The organism is Solidesulfovibrio aerotolerans (assembly GCF_009856865.1).
GTDB lineage: Bacteria > Desulfobacterota > Desulfovibrionia > Desulfovibrionales > Desulfovibrionaceae > Solidesulfovibrio > Solidesulfovibrio aerotolerans.
This window is the reverse complement of record NZ_WVUD01000029.1, coordinates 13,205-32,548: the sequence shown is the minus strand read 5'-3', so window position 1 is coordinate 32,548 and position 19,344 is coordinate 13,205. Positions and strand designations below refer to the sequence as shown.

General features: G+C 64.9%; 17 protein-coding genes. 6 read left to right on the top strand and 11 right to left on the bottom strand.

Features of this window, described 5'->3' with window-relative positions; all coding sequences use genetic code 11:
- Positions 1–109: 109 nt before the first annotated feature.
- The 6 genes from GTA51_RS14435 to GTA51_RS14410 form a co-directional block, all read right to left on the bottom strand.
- Entirely contained in the window at positions 110–1,915 is a 1,806-nt protein-coding gene (locus GTA51_RS14435; protein WP_160962249.1) for a methyl-accepting chemotaxis protein, read from the bottom strand.
- A 66-nt stretch (positions 1,916–1,981) separates the two neighbouring features.
- On the bottom strand, positions 1,982–2,452 hold the full coding sequence (locus GTA51_RS14430) for a cytochrome c family protein (protein ID WP_160962247.1): 471 nt from the start codon (positions 2,450–2,452) through the stop codon (positions 1,982–1,984).
- A 389-nt stretch (positions 2,453–2,841) separates the two neighbouring features.
- Positions 2,842–4,899, bottom strand: a complete 2,058-nt coding sequence (locus GTA51_RS14425; RefSeq protein WP_246198149.1) for a diguanylate cyclase — start codon at positions 4,897–4,899, stop codon at positions 2,842–2,844.
- An 83-nt stretch (positions 4,900–4,982) separates the two neighbouring features.
- Positions 4,983–6,311, bottom strand: a complete 1,329-nt coding sequence (locus GTA51_RS14420) for a sigma 54-interacting transcriptional regulator (protein WP_160962243.1) — start codon at positions 6,309–6,311, stop codon at positions 4,983–4,985.
- Positions 6,308–7,522, bottom strand: coding sequence for a PAS domain-containing sensor histidine kinase (locus tag GTA51_RS14415; protein ID WP_160962281.1), 1,215 nt, complete (start codon positions 7,520–7,522; stop codon positions 6,308–6,310). Before GTA51_RS14415 ends, GTA51_RS14420 begins: the two co-directional genes overlap by 4 nt.
- A complete protein-coding gene (locus GTA51_RS14410; protein WP_160962241.1) occupies positions 7,522–8,664 on the bottom strand; it encodes an iron-containing alcohol dehydrogenase in 1,143 nt (380 codons plus the stop codon). The genes GTA51_RS14415 and GTA51_RS14410 overlap by 1 nt, the downstream gene beginning before the upstream one ends.
- Positions 8,665–9,421: 757 nt before the next feature.
- On the opposite strand from GTA51_RS14410, the gene GTA51_RS14405 reads away from it, so the two are divergent.
- Together GTA51_RS14405 and GTA51_RS14400 are read left to right on the top strand one after the other, a co-directional pair.
- Positions 9,422–9,853, top strand: coding sequence for an MOSC domain-containing protein (locus GTA51_RS14405; protein ID WP_160962239.1), 432 nt, complete (start codon positions 9,422–9,424; stop codon positions 9,851–9,853).
- Between the two features lie 25 nt (positions 9,854–9,878).
- On the top strand, positions 9,879–10,331 hold the full coding sequence (locus tag GTA51_RS14400) for an RrF2 family transcriptional regulator (RefSeq protein WP_160962237.1): 453 nt from the start codon (positions 9,879–9,881) through the stop codon (positions 10,329–10,331).
- Positions 10,332–10,350: 19 nt separating this feature from the next.
- Here GTA51_RS14400 and GTA51_RS14395 read toward each other — a convergent pair whose 3' ends face one another.
- On the bottom strand, positions 10,351–10,671 hold the full coding sequence (locus GTA51_RS14395) for a flagellar biosynthesis protein FlaG (protein WP_160962235.1): 321 nt from the start codon (positions 10,669–10,671) through the stop codon (positions 10,351–10,353).
- 74 nt (positions 10,672–10,745) lie between these two features.
- Positions 10,746–11,657: a DMT family transporter gene (locus GTA51_RS14390; RefSeq protein WP_160962233.1), complete on the bottom strand. Its 912-nt coding sequence runs from the start codon at positions 11,655–11,657 to the stop codon at positions 10,746–10,748.
- Between the two features lie 176 nt (positions 11,658–11,833).
- On the opposite strand from GTA51_RS14390, the gene GTA51_RS14385 reads away from it, so the two are divergent.
- From GTA51_RS14385 to GTA51_RS14370, 4 genes are all read left to right on the top strand, one after another.
- Positions 11,834–12,286, top strand: coding sequence for a hypothetical protein (locus tag GTA51_RS14385; protein ID WP_160962231.1), 453 nt, complete (start codon positions 11,834–11,836; stop codon positions 12,284–12,286).
- A 59-nt stretch (positions 12,287–12,345) separates the two neighbouring features.
- A complete protein-coding gene (locus GTA51_RS14380; RefSeq protein WP_160962229.1) occupies positions 12,346–13,623 on the top strand; it encodes a class II fructose-bisphosphate aldolase in 1,278 nt (425 codons plus the stop codon).
- Between the two features lie 144 nt (positions 13,624–13,767).
- Positions 13,768–14,229 carry a YbhB/YbcL family Raf kinase inhibitor-like protein gene (locus GTA51_RS14375; protein WP_160962227.1) on the top strand — a complete coding sequence of 154 codons (462 nt, stop codon included), beginning with the start codon at positions 13,768–13,770 and terminating at the stop codon, positions 14,227–14,229.
- A gap of 150 nt (positions 14,230–14,379) precedes the next feature.
- Positions 14,380–15,573 (top strand): class I SAM-dependent rRNA methyltransferase, encoded by a 1,194-nt coding sequence (locus tag GTA51_RS14370; protein ID WP_160962225.1) that lies wholly within the window; start codon positions 14,380–14,382, stop codon positions 15,571–15,573.
- A gap of 114 nt (positions 15,574–15,687) precedes the next feature.
- On the opposite strand, the gene cgtA is transcribed toward GTA51_RS14370, so the two are convergent.
- From cgtA to GTA51_RS14355, 3 genes are read right to left on the bottom strand one after another with little or no spacing between them, the layout of a single operon-like run.
- Positions 15,688–17,079, bottom strand: a complete 1,392-nt coding sequence (gene cgtA, locus GTA51_RS14365) for an Obg family GTPase CgtA (RefSeq protein WP_160962223.1) — start codon at positions 17,077–17,079, stop codon at positions 15,688–15,690.
- A gap of 15 nt (positions 17,080–17,094) precedes the next feature.
- A complete protein-coding gene (locus GTA51_RS14360; RefSeq protein ID WP_160962221.1) occupies positions 17,095–17,748 on the bottom strand; it encodes a potassium channel family protein in 654 nt (217 codons plus the stop codon).
- A 44-nt stretch (positions 17,749–17,792) separates the two neighbouring features.
- A complete protein-coding gene (locus GTA51_RS14355; RefSeq protein ID WP_160962219.1) occupies positions 17,793–19,163 on the bottom strand; it encodes a TrkH family potassium uptake protein in 1,371 nt (456 codons plus the stop codon).
- Positions 19,164–19,344: the final 181 nt, after the last annotated feature.

The following is a 19,344-nucleotide window of genomic DNA, read 5'->3' as shown; positions in this document are numbered from 1 at the left end:
GGGAGCCTGGGGGCAAGCGCGCTGCGTCAAGGCGAAGGCAGGCCAACAGCCTGAAGCAGCCTGATGCGGCCGGCGGTGTTGCCCGCCGGCCGCTTGCAACGATCTGGCGTCAGGCCGGAAGTTGGGCGGCCGGTTCGTCGAGCATGTCGTCGGTCAGGCGCTTGAGACTCTCGGCCTGGCTGGCCAGACGGCCAACGGCCAGATCGGCCTGTTCCATGGTTTCGGCCGTGTCCTGGGAAATGGCGCTGATGCCGTCCACGGATCGGCCGATTTCATCGCTCACCGCCGACTGGTCTTCGCACGAGGCCGCGATGGAGCGCACTTGCTTGGCCGCCGCCGTGACCAGCTCCACGATGCCGGAGAGCGCCTCGCCCGAGCGGTGGGCCAGGGTCGAAGCCGTTTCAATGGCCGAAGCCGCCTCCTGCACACTGTCCACATGGGCCTTCGTGCCGGTCTGGATGCTGGTGACGGCCTTTTCCACGTCCTTGGTGGCGAGCATGGTTTTTTCGGCCAGCTTGCGCACTTCGTCGGCCACCACGGCAAACCCGCGTCCGGCATCGCCGGCCCGGGCCGCCTCGATGGCGGCATTTAAGGCCAGCAGATTGGTCTGATCGGCGATGTCGGAGATGACGTTGATGATCTGGCCGATGCCTTGGGCCTCCTGCCCCAGGGCGGCAATGTCGCGGCGCAGGGTTTCGGCCAGTTCGCGCACACCGGTGATGCAGCCGGCCAGTTCGTGCACGGTGTCGGCCCCCAGGCTGGCCTTGTCTTTGGCTTCGGCCGAGATCCTGGCCGCGCCGGCCGCTATTTTGGCCATGTCCGCCACGGACTCGTTCATCTGATTGATGGCGGCGGCGGTCTCCAGGGCGGCGTCCTTCTGGGTTCTGGCCCCGGACCCGGCCCGGGACACGGCGTCGGTCAGGGCGGCAGTGGCGGCACCCAGATGGTCCAGCACGCCTTCCAGGGTCTGGGCGGCCTGGACAGCCCCTTCATGCCGGGCTCGGGCGGCCGCTTCCCGGGCCGTTTCGGCTTCGGCCAGACAGACCCCGGCCCGGTTGGCCTCACTGGCCGCTTCCGTGGTTTTGGCGTCGGCCTCGGCGATCTTGCCGCGAAGCGTGGCCACCAGGGTGCACAGGCCTGAACCGAGCACGGTGATTTCATCACCGCTGCCCTGGGCCTGGCGGGCATCGACCCGCACGGCCACGGCCTGGCAGGCGTCCATATCGCCGGAAGCGATGCGTTGGCTGGTGGCGGCCAGAAAGGCCAGCCGGTCGATGATGGAATATTTCATGAAAAGGAGCAGCCCGGCCACCAGGACGGCCAAGCCGGCCAGGGATAGCAGGGCCGTGCGCTGCTGGTTGGCGGCCAGGGCCTCCATGTCCGGGCCGACGTCGGCCACGGTGACCAGCGCGCCGAGCACGGACCGGCTTGCACCGTGGCAGTGGTGGCACTGGGGCGCATTTTTGACGGCGCGCACCGTGGCAAAGGAGGCGGTGCCGCTGCTTTCGGTTTCCAACCCGTCGCCATCGACAGCCGTGGCCAGGGCGGCCTGCAACCGGGCGGCCAGCCCCGGGCTGGCCGCGACCTCGGCCAGGGGCCGGCGCAGGGTGGCGGCATCGGTGGCGTAGGTGATCCTACCCCGAAAGTCGGTGAGGTAGGCTTTCAGGCGCTGTGTGCTGGCGGCGATTTTGGCAAATTGGGCCGTGGTGGCGGCGTTGTCGCCAATGACCATGGGTTCGCTGACGATAAGTTTGATCAGTTCGGCTTCGGCGGCTCCGGTTTCGCGGATGCGGGTCAACGCCATCTCGCGCTGCCACAGGGTGTTGGCGGCGAACAGGCCGCCAAGCGCAGCAGCGGCCACCAGAGTCACCAGGACCAGGGCCTTTATACGGATGGAGCGGGTGCGTCGAAACATAGTCGGTCTCCAGGGCCTGGGCCGGGAAAGGCCGTGCCCCGTGTTGCGCGTTGCATACCCACGGTTTTAATGCGCCCCGGCATGGAGCAGCGGCTTGTAGCCAAAGGAGCGCACCCGGGCATCATTGTGGCAGGGGTCGCAGTCGGCCAGGGTGAGGTGGCTTTTAATGGCGGCCGGATCACCCGAGGCCGCATGGTCCGCCCCTGGGCCGTGGCAGACTTCGCAACCGGCGTCGGCCAGTTCGGGCGTGGCCGTAAAATCTGTAAATCCGCCAGGACGGCCGTAGCCCGTGGTGTGGCAGGCGTAGCAGCCGGCCTGCTCCTGGTCGGTCAACCCCTTGGCCATAAGGCGCAGGCTTTTGGAGGAATGGGCTTTTTTGGAAAAGCGTTGGAAGCGTTCGTACTGCCCGGCGTGGCAGGGGGCGCAGGCGGCGCTGCCGACATAGCGGGCCGGGCCGGGTTGGGCCGGGGCAACGGACGCCAACGACAGGGACAGGCCGGCCGCAGCCAGCAGACAACCAGGTAATCGCCAACCCATGTGGTACTCCTTGGGGCAGGCAAAGGCCGTCGCCCGGTCGGTTTACGCGACCGTCGAACGTGTCTCACCGCGCCGTCGCGCCGAACGGCATCCAGGGAGTGGAGCGGGCCGACGCGTTGTTGTGTTCTTGCTGCCATAGAGCAAGATACATACCGGAAGAGCGAAAGGGATGGGGCGGCGTGTTCCGCGGTTCTGTTTGCGCGGTAATATTGGAATACGCTTAAATAATAGAATATTTTGAGGCGCTGTGGGCCGATTCCAAATATGCCCGAACACGGGCCGGCCGGCAGGATGGGGCAGGTTGGGACTTAACCGGAAAGGGTGGTGCCTTTTGACTCGTCCGAGGCGGCCGGGCCGTATAAAAAAGCGGGACCGGACTGGGCCAGGATTCAGGCGGGTTGCTTAAAGCAGAGGTGGTATTGGATGTCACTGGAAAGCATGTGCATCATGATCAGGTCATGGACAATGAAGCGAATGATTTCGCCAGAGGAGGCAGAATCCTCGGTCCAGCCGCTGACGAGAGCCGTCCCTTTTTGCAGCAGACGTTCGTGCTCGGCCGTGTGTTCGGCCAGTCCCGGAAAATCGACCGCTTCCAGGATGCGTTCTTCGTCCCGGAAATGCTCGACGACATGCTGGAGGGCAGCGTCAATGGCGGTGCCCAGGGTGGGGCAGGAAGGGTTTTGGGTCATGAGCAGGAGCAGTTCGTTGGCCGTGGCGATGAGCATCTGGTGCTGCCGGTCGATGGTGGCGTTGCCGCTGGCGAAGGCGGTGTCCCAGAAGATGCGGACAACGCCCTGTCCGGCTGCGGCGGCGTCCGGGGCATCGGATTCGAGGCTGTTGCTTTCCACCCGGTTTCGTCCGTTGCCCTTGGCCTTGTAGAGCAGGGCATCGACCTGCTTGTAGAGATCGCCGGGGGCTGCGCCCGGCGGGCATTTGGCGGCCAGGACGCCGATGCTGACGGTGACGACCGGGGCCACGGCCGACTGGGCATGGGGCAGGGCCAACCCTGCGACGTTTTGGCGGATGTCCTCGGCCACGGCGACAGCCCCGGCCAGATCCGTGTCGGGGAGCAGGCAGATGAATTCCTCGCCGCCGTAGCGGGCGGCCAGATCCGTCTGGCGGTGGAGGGTTCGGGCGATGGTGCCGGCCGCCTGGATCAGGCAGTTGTCCCCTTCGGCATGACCATAGGTGTCGTTGTAATTCTTGAAATAGTCGATATCGAGCATGACCAGGGACAGGGTTGCCCCGGAGCGGGCATGGCGGGCGTATTCGCTGGCAAAGACCTCGTCGAAGCGGCGGCGGTTGGCGATGCCGGTCAAGGCATCGGTGGCGCTGTAGGCCGCAAGTTTTTTGTTGGATTCGGCCAAGGCCAGTTCCATAAGCTTGCGTTCGGAGATGTCCTCGTGGGCCACCACGACCCGGCGTGGGCCGTCCCCGGGAAAGGGCGTGACCCGGCCGACGAACCAGCGTCGCTCATGGGGCGCGTGGCAGGGGTATTCCATGATGAACTGTCCGAGTTCTCCAGCCAGGACCTTGCGGATGCCGGCGGCAAAGGAATCGGCCTCGGCGTCGTCGTTTCGGGCGGCGGCATCGCAGGCGCAAAGGTAGTTCGTGCCTTCGCAAACCCGTTGCGGGTCCAGGCCGTTTAGCCGGGCAAAATCGCGCCAGGCCTTGTTGACCAGAATGATGTCGCCGTTGGCGTCGATGAGGGCGATATGGGCGGTCAGGCTGTCCAGGACCGATTTCATGAAGATCTTGGCGGTTCGCAGCCCCTCCCCCGCTTCCCTGTTTTCGGCGGCGAGTTTCTGGTTTCCAAGGACAATGAGGCCGATGCTGGCGAGCGGACTGCCTACCAGGAGAACGAAGTAGGTCAGGACTGCGGGCAGGGGGGGCGGGAGCTGCAAGAGGCCCAGGGCGGGAAGGGCCGTCAGGGCGGCAAGGGCCAGGCCGTTGACCGCGAAGATGGCCGCCACGGCGCGTGCGCCGACGGCGATATCCGGGGTGTGATGCCTGAGCAGGGCCCGGCTGGAGGCGAAGCTGATCAGGGCGAAGATGACCGAACTGCAGACGCGGCGGGCGGGGAGGTCGTCGTGGACGGAGGTGAAAATGAGGGCTGCGGCGGCGGTCAGAACGGCCAGGGCGATGAGGGGGCCGCGTTTTTCACGGCGCCCGAGGAAGCGCAGGATGCCGACGTAGACGAGGATCTGCCCGCCGACGAGGGAAAGAATGTAGACGATGATGGGCACGGTGTAGTGGCCGCTCAGGCTTGGGAAGACGCGGAGCAGGTTGACGGCGGCCCCGACGCAGCCGATGGCGCTGGCCACGGCCCAGCAGCCCGGCCCCGGGCGGGCCGGGTCAACCTGGAGTTGGATGCAAAAGGCCACGAACTGCAGGAGGGCGACAAGCCCCAGGCAGATTGCCAACGTCCCGATATCGATGCTTCCCATCATAACGTCCCGTGGTTGGGTGGGCGGAACCGCTGGCGATTGCAGCGGGGCGGCAACAGCGGCCTGCGTCGCCGCCCCAGGCGTTACATAATGCCGTACTCGCGGATCTTACGGTAGAGCGTCTTGCGCGAGATGCCAAGCGCCGTGGCGGCCAAGGTGCGGTTGTTGCCAAAGCAGGCGAGCACCTTGCCGATGTGCTCCCGCTCAACGCCTTCCAGGGAGAGAAAATCGTTCTCGCCCTCGGAGCGCAGCGACAGTTCCCGGGGCAGGGCGTTTTCCGTGATCACCCCGGCCTCGCACAGGATCACCCCGCGCTCGATGACGTTGCGCAGCTCCCGGATATTGCCCGGCCAATGGTAGTTGATCAGACACCCCATGGCCTTGTCCGACACCCGGTAGGCCCCGCCGCCTTCAATGCGCCCCAGAAAATAATCGACCAGAAGCGGAATGTCTTCCTTGCGGTCGCGCAACGGGGGCAGCTCGATATTAAAGACGTTTATGCGGTGGAAAAGGGCCTCGTGGAACCGTCCGGCCTCGACTTCCTTGGCCAGGTTGCGGTTGGTGGCAAATAAAAGGCGCAGATCGGCGGTGCGCTCGTCCTTGTCGCCCACCCGGCGATAGGTCTTATTTTCCAGGGTGCGCAGCAGCGAGGCCTGGACCTCCATGGGCAATTCGCCAATTTCGTCGAGAAACAGCGTCCCCTTGTTGGCAAAGGTCATAAGCCCTTCGCGGTTCTCCGTGGCTCCGGTAAACGACCCCTTGACGTAGCCAAACAGTTCCGAGCGGGCCAGTTCCTTTTGCAGGGTGGCGCAGTTTTTGATGACATAGGGCTTGTCCGCCCGCCTGGACCGGGCCTGAATGGCCGTGGCCGCCACTTCCTTGCCGGACCCGGATTCGCCGGTAATGAGCACCGGCACTTCGGTGGGAGCCACCTTGTCGATAAGAAAGCGGATTTGCTTGATGGCGGCGGAGTTGCCAATGATCTCCTGGGGCTGGGCCTGGCGCTGGGCGTGGCGCAACTGGCGGTTTTCAAAGCGCAGGCAGGCCCGCTGGTAGGCCCGCTCCACCACCAGTTCCAGTTCTTCCAGGTTAAAGGGCTTGGTGATGTAGTCGTAGGCCCCGAGTTTCATGGCCTCCACGGCGCTGTCGATGTTGCCGTGGCCGGTGATGATGATGACCTCGACATCCGGGGAGTGCTGGCGGATTTCCACCAGCAGATCCAGGCCGTCGGCGTCGGGCAGACGCAGATCGAGCACCGCCACTTCGTAGGTGTTGCGGCGCAGCATTTCCCGGGCCTGATGGGCACTTTCCGCCGTTGAAACGGCCCGGACCGGGGTGGACATTTCTTTTTTGAGCAACTTGCCGATGGACGGTTCGTCGTCCACCACCAGAACGGAATAAGGGCTGGTCACGTGGTTGTATCCGTATTGACGGGGAACTTGACGGTAAACGTCGCGCCGTGGCCGGGCACGCTGGCAACCGTTATATCCCCTTGGTGTTTTTTGACGATGGACATGCAGGTGGAAAGCCCGATGCCGATGCCCTTGCCGGAGCGTTTGGTGGTGAAAAACGGCTCGAAAAGCTTGTCCGCGTGTTCGGGCGGGATGCCGCAGCCGGAATCCTCCACCGACAGGCAGACCACGCCTTCGCTTGATTGGAACGTGGTGATGACGATGCGTCCGGGACCGGTGATGGCGTCCATGGCGTTGACCAGCAGATTGAGCATGACCTGTTTGATCTGGTGTTCGTCGCCGTGCACCTTGGGCAGATTCTCGCTCAACTCCGTGCGCACGGTGATCTTGGCCTGGGTGCGTTGTTTCAAGTGGCTGCGCAGGAGTTTGAGCGTGTCGTTGACCACGGCGTTTAAGCTGACGGCAGCAAAGCTGACCGTTTTCTGGCGGCTAAAGGTCAGCAGGGTGGTGACGATGTCCTGGCAGCGGCGGCACTCCAGCAGGATGGTGGCCACATAGTCTTCCACGTCCTCCATCACCCGGGGATCGACCTTTTCCTTGAGCGCCGGCATGCGGCGGCGCAGCCCCTCGGCAAAACCGAAAATGGCGGTCAGCGGATTGTTGACCTCATGGGCCACGCCCGTGGCCAGCATGCCGATGGTGGCCATCTTTTCCGCCTGGAAAAACTTGGCCTGATATTCCTTTTCCCGGCTGACGTCGCGCTTAAAGACCAGGATATGGCTTTCCGGGTCATCGGGCCGGTGGATGGGCGAGGCCACCATCTCGAACTGGGTGTTGCGGCCGCCGATTTTAAAGATGGCCGTTTCCCGGCAGATGTCGCCGGAGGCAAAGGAGGCGCTGGCCGGACAGTTGGCGCAGGGTTTGTCGTCGCCGCAAAAGATCTCGTGGCAGTAGAGGCCCTCGGGATGGGGCGTTTCCGGGAAGGTCTGGCGAAAGACGTGGTTGACCGAAAGGATGCGCAGATCGCTGGAGAGCACCATCATGATGTCGGTGATGCCGTCGAGAATGGCCGCGATTTCGCGGCGGCGCTGGGCAGACTGGGTGTTGGCGTCCTTTAAGGCTTCGATGGTCTGGCGCAACTCCTGGAAAAAACCCAGCTTGCTGTGCTCAATGCCGATGAGATCTTCCAGGGACGGCCCGCGCGAGGGCATCACCAGGCCTCCTGGCACACGCCGAGCAGGGATTCCCAACTGGCCGGGCGGGGGTTGGTCAGCGTGCAGGCGTCGTTGACCGCTGCCTTGGCGATGGTTTCCAGGCAACTGCTGTCAGGCAGGATGCCGCGCAGGCGCACCGGCACGCGCAGATCGGCGAAAAAGCGCTCCAGCCAGGCGATGCCGGCCTGGGCGATGTATTCGTTGGAACACATGCGCGGGCCGCACACGATGCGGCCGATGTTGGCCAGCTTGTCCACGCTGGCCGGGAGATTAAAGCGCATGACCGGCGGCAGCAAAATGGGGTGGACCAGCCCGTGGAGCACGTCGAACATGCCGCCCAGGGAATGGGCCAGGGAATGGCCTATGCCAAGGCCGGCGTTGGAAAAGGACATGCCGGCCGAGGTGGCGGCGATGCTCAGATTCTCCAGGGCCTCGATGGAGCGGTCTTCCAGGGCCGGGCGCAGGTTGTGGGCGATAAGGCGCATGGCCTTTAAGGCCTGGTGCTCGGTAAAGGGCGAGGAGAGAAGCGAGAGGTAGGATTCCACGGCATGGGCAAAGGCGTCGATGGCCGAGGAGATGATGAGCTCTTCGCTTTTGGTCAAAAGCACCAGCGGATCGATGATGGAAACGTTGGGCACCAGCGACCGGCTGATGATGGACATTTTGACCTGGCGGGCCACGTCGGTAATGATGCAGAATTGGGAGATATCGGAACCCGAACCGGCGGTGGTCGGCAGAAAGATCATGGGGGGCAGGGGCCGCATGATGCGGTTGGCCCCTTCGTAGTCGTTGATGCGCCCGCCATTGCCAACGATGGTGGCAATGCCCTTGGCCGCGTCCATGGGGCTGCCGCCGCCCACGGCAATGATGACGTCGGCCCGCTCGCGCATGTAGACGTCGGCCCCGTCGTGGACTTCATAGTCGCGGGGGTTGGAATGGACGGCGTCGAAATAGACCCATTCCAGGCCGTTGTCGCGCAGGATTTCCTGGATACGCTCGACCCAGCCGGCTGCGACCAGCCCCTGGTCGCTGACGAGCAGCACCCGGCGCGCGCCCACGCGTTTGGCGCAGGAAGCCAGATGGACAATGCTTCCCCGGCCGAAAATGATTTCGGGAATGGCGAATTTGCTGATCCGCATGAAGCTCCTCGGTTCGTGCCGGGCGGTGTGCGGTGCGGTTGCGACGCCTGCCGGCGCGACGATCCGGCAGGGGCCTGCGGCCTGGCCAACCGTTTGGGACGGGCCTGACGGCGTGGCAACCCTGCGGGAGGTCTGGCGCTTTCAAGGCATATGGTTGGTCGAGTATAGTGCGGGCGGGTAAAAGGTCAAGCCGGGACGGATCGGAACGGACCCAGGCGGGGTGGTCACGCTCCCTCCCCGGCGGCTCCAGCGGGGCTGGCTGGGTCGCGCGGCAGGGCCTGCGGCTCCAAAAAACGTCCGACGGTGGGGAGAGCGCGCGCAAAGGGCTGCGCCAGTGACTCCAAAAGCCCCAGGGCGCGGCACAATTGGGTCAAAAGGGAACAACGCCGGACTCCGGGCACGCGGGCTGCGGCCGGCGGTGGGAGCGCTCGCAAAATAAAACATGCTCGGTATTCGCTGCGCAGGGCCGGCCTCCGGGCGGTGTCCCGGACCGGATCGGGCGTGTTTGCGGGGGAGCGCAGCGATTATTGCATGCCAGGGAGCGCGAGAAGAAAAGGCGGAAGATGCCTCCGGCGGCCGGGGGGATGATCCCCCCGGACCCCTCACCGGGAGACGTTGTTCAAGGGGGTCTGGGCGTGCGCTGGCCGCCGCACCTTGACGGGCGGGCCAACGCTTGGGCATTGAGCCGCATTGAATTGATCGGTTTTATCAGCTCTTGCGCCCGACGGGCGCGCCAACCGCTTCGGAGGGAACGACTATGGCTGTTGTGCATAGCGTCTGTGTGAGCCAGAAAAAAGGCGAACGGAAAACGCCGGTGGCCCGGGTGGTACTCACGGCCGATCACGGCATCGAAGGGGACGCCCATGCCGGGTCAGGGCGGCAGGTCAGCCTGCTGTCCCTGGATGCGTTGACCCGTATGCGCCAGAAGCTGGCGACCATCAATCCTGGGGATTTTGCCGAGAATTTTAACGTTGAGGGCCTTGAAACCCTGCCCATAGCCCTGGGCCGGCGCATCCGCCTGGGCGCGACGGTAGTGCTGGAAGTGACAGCCATCGGCAAGACCTGCCACGACGCCGGCTGCGCCATTAAAAAGGCGGTCGGAACCTGCGTCATGCCCCGGGAAGGGGTGTTTGCCCGGGTGGTGGTTGGCGGCGAGGTGGTCCCTGGCGACGCCGTGGCGGTGGAGTGAACACGAGCCTGGAAAGGAGGCGGATATGGCAGTGACCCAGAAGTGTCAGTACGCCTTGCGGGCGCTGTTTGAACTGGCCAGGCGGGAAGGTTCGGGTGCGGCCCCGGCCGGGGAGATCGCCGACAGCCAGGCCATTCCCAAGCGTTTTTTGGAGGTCATCCTGCACCAGTTGCGCCAGGGCGGTTTCGTGGAATCCCAGCGCGGCAAGGAGGGTGGCTTCTATCTGGCCCGCCCGGCGGCCGAGGTGACGGTGGGTGCGGTGATCCGGTTCATGGACGGTCCCATAAGCCCGGTGGACTGCCATCGGGGGCGGCCGGATCATGACTGTCCGCTGCGGGGGCAGTGCGTGTTCCGGGGGCTTTGGGACGAGGCCCGGGTGGCGCTTGAGCGGGTCTACGACACGCGCAGCCTCAAGGACCTGGTGGACGCGGACAAGCTCCTTAACCGCCGGAATGCGGCGGCCGATTACGCGATCTGACCCTCCGGGGCCGGGACGGCTAGACGGATTTATCGACGATGGCCGTGGCGGCAAAGGCCCGCAATTCGGCGGCCAGACGCAGCCACTGGTCGTCGGGCAGATCGTAGAGCACCCGGCCCGTGTCGGCGTCGCGGACCTGCGCCTGGGTAATCTGGGTGGCCTCGTCAATTTTTAAAAGGACTCTGTGCTCGGGAAACGGTGGCTCGATCTTTTTGACCGGCGTTTCCTCGACTTTATGGGGCTGACTGGGGCGGGGAGCGGGCGCAGGAGCAGGTGCCGCCGGGGCGGCGGCGGTCGGGGCCGAAGCGGCCAGCGGGGAGGTGGTGCCTTCTGCGCTCATGGTGTGCTGCCGCCGGCCGGTTGGGGCCGCGCGGTTCTCCGTATCGATATTATCGGTACCGGGTCGGGCCGACTTTAGTCCTCCCGCCTGCCGGGCGCGACCACCGGTGCCGGCGACGGCAGGGGGGCGCGCAGCCGCTCCCTGGCCCCGTCCCAGATGGTTAACAGCACCGAGGTGATGATAAGCCCGGAACCGAGATAGCCAACCACGCTAAAGTGCTCCCCGAACATGGCAAAGGCGAGCAGCGCGGCCATCACCGGTTCAAAGGTGGCCGTTACCGCTGCCCGGGTGGCTTCCAGGCGCTTTAAGCCGGCGTAATACAGCGAATAGGCCCCGTAGGTGGAACACACGGCCAGCACCAGACACGGCACGGCCCCGGCCCAGGTCGGCGTGGTGAAGGTGGTAAAGGGCAATAAGGTCAACGACCCCACTGGCAGGGCATAGAGAAACAGAGTGGGCGTTTTGTAGCGGCCCAGATAGTATTTCCCGAAGATATAATACAGGGCGTAGGTGATCCCCGAGAGCAGGCCGTAGGCAATGGCCCGGCCGTCCACGCTCGTGCCGCCGTCACCCGGCCCAAGACTCACCCCGGCCACGCCGACGATGGTGGCCGCCACCGCCGCCACCTTGAAACCGCCCATGGGTTCCTTGAGAAACAGCCAGGACATGAGCGCCACCCAGGCCGGGGCGGTGTAGAGCAGCACCGAGGCCAGGGCCGCGCCGCCGGCCTGGACCGCTACGACGTAGGCGCCAAACAGCCCGGCAATGCCGGCCACGCCAAAGCCGGCCACGGCCGGCAGATCGCGCCGGTCGATGTGCGTCTCCCGATTGGCCACAGCCTGGGCGGCAAACAGGAACCACGCCAGGGTCGTGCGCCAAAAGGCCACCTCCACCGTGTCCATACCGGCGGCAAACGACAGCTTGGACAGCGGCCCGATAAGTCCCCACAAGGCGGCAGCGGCCAGGACGTAGAGGTAGCCCGACATGTTTCCCCCGAAACGTTTCGATTACAACGAGGCTGGAGCTACCAGAAAGCGCGCCGCCGCGAAAGGAAAAACCCCTGTTCGGGGAGGGTGAATGCGCGCGGTTTGTTGCTTGTTTCGGCCGCCCGTACTATGCCTTGGAGGGTTGCCCCCCGTCTCGGGGCGAAAAGGAGCGAGCCATGCTTTCGCGCAAACTTTTTTGCGTCTCCGACCCGACCCACGCCGATTTCGGCTGGGCCGCCGAGAGCCGTTTTTTGCACATCCGCAAATACGACGCCTGCGGCAACACCACCAAGGACTGGACTTTTCCCGTGGCCGATACGGCTGTGGGTGAGATGACCTGCACCGTGTGCGGCAGCCCGGTCTATGTGGCAGCGCCCGGCCCCAAAGCAACCGCGCCCGGCACGGTGGTCAGCTGCGATTTTCTCGGCCGCTGCCAGTCTGCCCCGGCCGACGCCAATCTGGCCCGCCTGGACGCCCTGTGCGCGCGGCTTGCCGACATTCCCTTTCCGGTGGAGCGCGCCCGCATCGCCTCGGCCGTTGCCGCCCTGATCCGGGCCACGGCCGATGATGTCCAGGCCGCTGCCATCATCGAGCGCCACAAAATCAAAGACGCCTACCCCGCCGGCTGATCCGGCCGCCGCGTCGCAACCATTCGGGCCACGCGCCCCGCCACCACAAGGAGGACTGCATGACCAAGACGGATACGACCGCGTTTGAACAGGCCCTGGCCGTTGGCCGCCCGCCCAACATCAAAACCCTTTTCCCCCATTCCCGGGCGCTTATCGTCAGCGGCAAAGCGATTGACCGGGCCATGCTCAAAAAGGGCAAGGCCATGACCATCGCTGCCAACTCCCGCAGCAACGCCGTGCTGCGCGGGGCGCTGCTTGCCGCCCAGAAGGCCGACGCCGCCATTATCGTTGAAATCGCGCGGTCTGAGTCCAACTACTGCAACGTCACCCTGTGGAACATCGCCCGGCAGGCCGACCAAGCCATGAACGAACTGGGCATCACCGTGCCCGTGGCCATCCATGCCGACCATTACGGCATCAAAAAGCCCGGCGATGTGGCCGAAGCCCAGAGCGAAATTCCCACCCTTTTTGAAGCCGGCATCACCTCCATCGCCATCGACGCCTCCCATCTGCCTGACGAGGAGAACCTGCTGGCCAACATCGCCCTGGCCCCGTATGTGCCGGGCTGGGCTGGCTATGAAACGGAAGTGGGCGAGATCAAGGGCAAATCCGGTCTTTCCACTCCCGATGAAGCCCTTTTCCTCATCCGGGGGCTTAATGCCAACGGCATCCACCCGGACTGGATTGCGCTCAATAACGGCACCACCCACGGCATCGAGGCCTCGGCCACGGGCATCCAGGTGGGACTGACCGCCGAAATCCATCAGGCCCTGGCTCCTTACGGCCTTTCCGGGGCCCAGCACGGCACCTCGGGTAACGCATCGGATAAGCTCAAGGAAATCGCCGCCCAAACCCGCACCACCAAAGCCAATGTGGCCACGGCGCTGCAAATGATCGCCTGGGGTGTGGCCGTCAACGATTACGGCAACGCCATCATGGATACGGCCGGCGCGTTTATCAAACAGCCCGGCAAGGGCTTGGACGATGCCCTGTGGGCCGAGATGGTGGGCTATGCCGACGGCAAGGCCATCAAAGCCGGCGACTACAAGAAGCTCAACTGCGTGTTTGAAAATAAGATCCTGGCCCAGCCCAAAGCTGTGCGCGATCGCATGGCCGGAGCCGTGGCCGAGTTCGTGACCTGGCTTTTAACCGACGTTTTCAATGCCGGCGGCACCGCCCCCCTGGCCATCGAGGCCTTGCTGGCCGCCGGTTCCTACGACCTTGGCCCCAAGGCCGGGCGCATTGAGAATCCGGCCGAGTGGACCCGGGAGCAGATCCTTGAGCGCTCCAAGTCCCTGTCCCACGACAAAGGCCCGGAGGGTGATTTCGACGATTAGCCGGCCCTGCGGCCGGGCGGCTGATTTCCGCCCGGCCGCAAACCATTTGTAAGACAGCGTAGTTTTTTTCTGCGGCCCCCTCCCCCGGCCGCAACACGAATCTCGCCACGTCATGCCAGCCGCCTGCGCGGCCGAGGAGCGCCCATGGCCATGTCGCTCGTCTCGCCGGCCTTTGCCTCCGATGGCTTCATCCCTGCCCGCCACACCTGCGACGGGGCCGACCTGTCGCCGCCGCTGACCTTTGCCGGCATCCCGCCCGGGGCGGCCAGCTTGGTTCTGGTCTGCGACGATCCCGACGCCGTGTCCGGGGTCTGGGACCATTTTCTGATATTTAATCTTTCGCCGGCAACGCCCGGGCTGCCCGAGGGGCTGCCGGCCCTGACGGCCTATCCTGACGGCAGCCTGTCCGGCAGGAATAGTTGGGGGCACCTTGGCTACGGCGGTCCCTGCCCGCCGTCCGGGGTGCACCGCTATGTCTTTACGCTCTACGCCCTGGACGCCCGGCTGGAGCTTGCGGCCGGAGCCGAGAAAAGGGACATCCTGCGCGCGGCCAAGGGCCACATCCTGGCGGCGGCCACGCTCATTGGCCGCTACGGGCGGGGGTAAACCGCCACGCGTTTCCACGGTGCATCTCACGCAGGGATGCGACCCCGGCCGACGTCGTGCTGGCGATAAACCGCCACGCGTTTCCATGGTGCAATTCACGGGCGCATTCCACGGCTTGCCACCCGGGCCGGCCTCCCGTACCGTGGGGCCATGGAACGACCGATTTTGACGCTCAAAAACAATGAGGAACGCCGCCTGCGCGCCGGACACCTGTGGGTGTTCAGCAACGAGGTGGATACGAAAAAAACGCCCCTTACCGGCTTCACAGCAGGCCAGGAGGCCGTGGTTGCCGCCTCGCGGGGCCGGCCGGTGGGCGTGGCCACCGTCAACCCGGGCTCGCTGATTAGCGCCCGGATCATGGACCATGATCCGGCCACCCGCCTGGACGTCGATTTTTTCCGCGCGCGCCTGCGCGAAGCCCTGGCCATGCGCCAGCGCCTCTACGCCACGCCGCACTACCGGCTGCTTTTCTCCGAAGGCGACCATGTGCCGGGTTTGATCCTCGACCGCTACGGCGACGTTGTTGTCGGGCAGCTCAATACCGCCGGCATGGACAGCCGCAAGGACCTGATCCTGGAAGCGCTGGTGGCCGAACTGGCCCCGAGCGCCGTTATCTGGCGCAACGACAGCCCCTCGCGCGACCTGGAAGGCCTGCCCCGGCTGGTGGAAGTGGCCCACGGCACAGCCCCGCAGCACCTTGAAATAAACGAGGACGGGGCGCACTTCGCCGTGCCGGCCCTGGGCGGGCAAAAGACCGGCTGGTTTTACGACATGCGGGAAAACCGCACGCGCTTGTGCCGGTTGGTGGGCGGGCGCACGGTGCTGGATTTATTCGCCTATGCCGGCGCATTTTCCGTGCGCGCGGCCCTGGCCGGGGCAACCGCCGTCACCTGCCTGGACTCCTCGGACGCGGCCTGTGCCATGGCCAGCGACAACGCAGCCCGAAACGGCGTGACCGACAGGGTGGACGTGGTGCGCGCCGACGCAGCCGCCTTTCTGGAGGCCTGCGCCGCCGAAGGACGCACCTTTGACGTGGTCAGCCTGGACCCGCCGGCCCTGGTCAAGCGCAAAAAGGATCTGGAAGCGGGGCTTAAGGCCTATGAGCGCCTGAGCCGGCTGGCCATGGACGTCCTGGCCGACGACGGGCTGCTGCTGACCTGCTCCTGCTCCCAGCATGTGGACGCCTACGAACTGCGCCGGGCGGCCCTGCGGGCGGCTGCGGCCCAGGGACGGCGGGGGCAGATTCTCGACCAGGGCCGGCAAGGCCCGGACCATCCGGCCCATCCGGCCATGGTCGAGACAGAGTATCTCAAGTCGTTTCTCCTGCGTCTGGTGCGGGAGTAGGGTGTAACCGCTCTGACGCCCAAATGTCGGCGGCCCCTGGATAACGGTTCGGCCTTGCGCCAAACCGCCGTCCAGGGGCCGCTTGTTTTTTTGTGTCCGGGACCGATACTCCGCTTAGGCCGGTTCCTGGTCCCCGTCAGTTCCGTCCCCGGGGCCAAGCACGGGCCAACTCTCCACCGGGGCGGTGATTGTGGCCTCGGGAGTGGCCGCCTTCCACACGGCCGCCAGCACCGCTTCGATCCCCTTGCCGGTAAGCGCCGACATGAAAAACACCTTCTGGCCGGCCGCCTTGGCCACGGCCCGGCGCTCGGCCAGTTCCTCGGGGGAAAGCAAATCGATCTTATTGATGACGCGAATCTGGGGCCGCAGGGCCAGGGCCGGGTCGAACCGGCGCAGTTCCTCATCCACCACGTCAAAGGCCTCGAAAATGCCCTCAGGCGAGGCGTCTTCGGCTGAAACCAGATGGAGCAGCACGCGGGTGCGCTCGACGTGGCGCAAAAAGCGGTGGCCCAGGCCCTGGCCCAGGTGCGCCCCTTCAATCAGGCCCGGGATGTCGGCCAGCACCAGCCGGCGCACGCAGTCGTCGTGCTCAATGACACCCAGATTGGGGGTCAGCGTGGTGAAGGGATAGGGCGCGATTTTCGGCTTGGCCCGGGACACGGCGGCAATAAACGTCGATTTGCCGGCATTGGGCAGACCGATGATGCCGACGTCGGCCAACACTTTGAGCACCAGCCGGATGCGCTGCTCCTGGCCGGGTTCGCCGGGCTGGGCAAAGCGCGGGGTGCGCATGGTGGCAGAGGCAAAGTGCAGATTGCCCTTGCCGCCGCGCCCGCCATGGCAGGCCACGTAGGTCTGGCCGGGCTCGACCAGATCCACAAGCAGCTTGAGCTGGGCCGGGGCTGCCTTGGCCGCCGCTTCGAGGCTGGCCTCGTCCAGGTCGCTGTCGTCGGCGTCATCGGCTTCTTCGGCATCTTCGGCCATGTCAGCCTCTTCGAGCGCGCCGTCGTCTTCGGCCATATCGGCGTCTTGGCCAGCCTCGGCCAGCTCCGCTGCCGCGAGGTCGTCCTCGCCAGCCGCGTCGATTTCCATGAGGTCAGCCTCGTCAGCCTCGTCGTCAAGCGGGACGGCAAACACCGCTTCGACGCCGGCCGACTCGGCCGCGGCAATGTCGGCGACCCGGGCCGGGGCATCGCTGCCTAGCGGCGGCAGTTCGTAGAGTTCGGTGCCGACCGGCACGTCGATATAAAGATCCTCGGCCGCCTTGCCGCATTTTTGCCGGCCCATGCCGCCTTCGCCGTTTCTGGCCTCGTATATACGGCGCAGGCGCAGGTCGTAGAGGGTCACCAGAGCGGGATTGGCCCGAAAGATGACATCGCCGCCGGCACCGCCGTCGCCGCCGTCCGGCCCGCCCCGGGGGATGAACTTCTCGCGTCGAAACGACACCGCGCCACGCCCGCCCTTGCCCGAGCGGACCACAATCCATGCTTCGTCAACAAAACGCATGCTACCTCCGTATAATCAGGGACGCAGCTTGGCCAGCCGGACTTCCCGTCCCACCAGCACAAGCTTGTCGCCTTGGCGCAATTCTTCGTCAGCCCTCGGAATGAAGGAATAGTGGTCTTCGCCGGCGCACTTTTTGGCGATGACCTGGACCTGATGCTTGTTGGTCAGGTCGAGCTGGCGCAGGGTTTGTCCGGCCCAGCCGTCGATGCCGATTTCTTTAAGCGCCACATCCTTGTCCATGGGAAGATACTCGATGAGCCCCGGGCTGGCGAGTTGGTGGGCCATATTTTTGGCGGCAAAACGCTCGGGGATGAAAACCGTGTCCACGCCGATCTTTTTCAGCAACTTCTCATGGTCGGTGGAAATGGCCTTGACCCACACCTGAGGAACGCCAAGCTCCTTGAGATACAGGGAAATAAGGATGCTGGCCTCCATGGAATGGCCCACCGACACCACCACATGGGACATCTCGTCCACGTGGATCTGCTCCAGGGCGCGCTTGTCCTTGGCGTCGAGCTGGTAGACCTGGGTGAAAACGCCCTGGGCATTTTTGACCTTGTCCGCGTCGCCGTCAACGCCGAGCACCTCGCGCCCAAGCTCCACCAGACACCGGCCCAGATGGAACCCGAATTTGCCAAGGCCGATAATGCAGATCCGTTCGTCAGCCATGCCCCCTCCCTGCCCTGTGTCTGAAAACGCCCAGCCCGGGTCGGCTAGCCGATCATCATGTTTTGTTCCGGCCAGCGGTAGCGCAGCGGCTCCTGGAACCCCTGCAAGGCCGAGAGAAAGAGAATCGGTCCCAACCGCCCGACAAACATGAGCAGGGTGATGACCACCTTGCCGGCCGGGGACAGGCCCGGGGTGATGCCCGTGGACAGCCCCACCGTGCCAAAGGCCGACACCACCTCAAATAAAATTTCCATAAAGCGTCCCCCGGCTTCCACATGCGGGGCCACCGCCCCCTCGGTGAAGCACAGCAGCAGCACCGAGCCAAGCACCAGCCCGGCGGCGAAAATGGTCAGGGTGACAGCCCGGTCCACGGTGTCGTCGTCCACGGCGAACCGGCCCACCACGGCCTGCTTGCGGCCAAACATCTTGGCCCTGCCAAAAGCGGCCAGCACCCGAAACGTCGTGGTCTTTATGCCGCCGGCGCAGGAGCCGGGCGAGCCGCCAATAAACATGAGCAGGATCATGATGACCAGGGAGGCGTCGGCCATGCGCCCGATGTCCAAGGTGTTAAAGCCGGCGGTGCGGCAGGAGACGGACTGGAACAGGGCGGCCACGATCCGGTCGAGGACCGGCAATTCCGGGTAGCGGCCACCGAGAAACTCGCCGCAAAAAATCATGGCCGCGCCCACGAACACGAGAAAGGCCGAAACGGCAAAGACCGTGCGGGCATACCAGGACAAGGCCAGGTGCCGTCCGCCCGTCCGCTCGGGACCCCACAGCCGGCCGCGGGCCACGCGGTAGCCCTCGATGAGCACGGCAAAGCCCAGGCCGCCGCTGACAATGAGCCACATGATGACCAGATTGATCCCGGGATGGCCGGTATAGCGCATGAGATTGTCGGGAAACAGGCCGAACCCGGCATTGCAAAAGGCTGAGACGGAATGGAACACGGCGGAAAAGGGGGTAAAGCCCACCGGATCAAACACATGCAGGCCCAGCGCCCCCACCCCTTCGATGACGGCCGTCACCACGGCCACGCGGGTGAGAAAGCGGCCCAGATGAAACGAGGCGTCATGGAGCAGGCTCTGGCCCACGGCGATATGGTCGGCCAGGGAGACCCGACGCCGCCAGAGATAAAAGACCAGGGTGGAAAAGGTCATGATGCCAAGGCCCCCGAGCTGGATCAGGGCCAGGATGACGGTGTGGCCGAAGCGGGTGAAGGTCGTGCCGGTGTCGGTGACGGTCAGGCCGGTGACGCAGGCGGCCGAGGTGGCGGTAAACAGGGCGTCGAGAAAGGACACAGTGGGGCCGGTGCAGCTTATGGGCTGGCACAAAAGGCCTGCCCCGAGCAGGATGGCTGCCGCGAAAAAGTGCATGGGCAGGACCAGGGGCGCAAAGAGCTTTTTATGCCACATGACGGCTTAAATAACGCATGACGCGGGGATTCTCCAGGGGGGAGGCAGCCAAAAAAATGGGGGGCTCAGTGAGAGCCCCCGCGCAGGAGATGAAGGAGAGGCCAGAATGATAGGGAGGTATCATTCTGCCTTGCTCATGCTTATTCAAAATGCGTGCCACTGTTTCAGATCCGCAAAGGTA

Excerpts from the sequence above, each read along its gene's own strand:
- GTA51_RS14435 (WP_160962249.1), bottom strand. The coding sequence starts at position 1,915 with ATGTTTCGACGCACCCGCTCCATCCGTATAAAGGCCCTGGTCCTGGTG.
- GTA51_RS14430 (WP_160962247.1), bottom strand. The coding sequence starts at position 2,452 with ATGGGTTGGCGATTACCTGGTTGTCTGCTGGCTGCGGCCGGCCTGTCC.
- GTA51_RS14425 (WP_246198149.1), bottom strand. The coding sequence starts at position 4,899 with ATGGGAAGCATCGATATCGGGACGTTGGCAATCTGCCTGGGGCTTGTC.
- GTA51_RS14415 (WP_160962281.1), bottom strand. The coding sequence starts at position 7,522 with ATGCCCTCGCGCGGGCCGTCCCTGGAAGATCTCATCGGCATTGAGCAC.
- GTA51_RS14410 (WP_160962241.1), bottom strand. The coding sequence starts at position 8,664 with ATGCGGATCAGCAAATTCGCCATTCCCGAAATCATTTTCGGCCGGGGA.
- GTA51_RS14405 (WP_160962239.1), top strand. The coding sequence starts at position 9,422 with ATGGCTGTTGTGCATAGCGTCTGTGTGAGCCAGAAAAAAGGCGAACGG.
- GTA51_RS14400 (WP_160962237.1), top strand. The coding sequence starts at position 9,879 with ATGGCAGTGACCCAGAAGTGTCAGTACGCCTTGCGGGCGCTGTTTGAA.
- GTA51_RS14395 (WP_160962235.1), bottom strand. The coding sequence starts at position 10,671 with ATGAGCGCAGAAGGCACCACCTCCCCGCTGGCCGCTTCGGCCCCGACC.
- GTA51_RS14390 (WP_160962233.1), bottom strand. The coding sequence starts at position 11,657 with ATGTCGGGCTACCTCTACGTCCTGGCCGCTGCCGCCTTGTGGGGACTT.
- GTA51_RS14385 (WP_160962231.1), top strand. The coding sequence starts at position 11,834 with ATGCTTTCGCGCAAACTTTTTTGCGTCTCCGACCCGACCCACGCCGAT.
- GTA51_RS14380 (WP_160962229.1), top strand. The coding sequence starts at position 12,346 with ATGACCAAGACGGATACGACCGCGTTTGAACAGGCCCTGGCCGTTGGC.
- GTA51_RS14375 (WP_160962227.1), top strand. The coding sequence starts at position 13,768 with ATGGCCATGTCGCTCGTCTCGCCGGCCTTTGCCTCCGATGGCTTCATC.
- GTA51_RS14370 (WP_160962225.1), top strand. The coding sequence starts at position 14,380 with ATGGAACGACCGATTTTGACGCTCAAAAACAATGAGGAACGCCGCCTG.
- cgtA (WP_160962223.1), bottom strand. The coding sequence starts at position 17,079 with ATGCGTTTTGTTGACGAAGCATGGATTGTGGTCCGCTCGGGCAAGGGC.
- GTA51_RS14360 (WP_160962221.1), bottom strand. The coding sequence starts at position 17,748 with ATGGCTGACGAACGGATCTGCATTATCGGCCTTGGCAAATTCGGGTTC.
- GTA51_RS14355 (WP_160962219.1), bottom strand. The coding sequence starts at position 19,163 with ATGTGGCATAAAAAGCTCTTTGCGCCCCTGGTCCTGCCCATGCACTTT.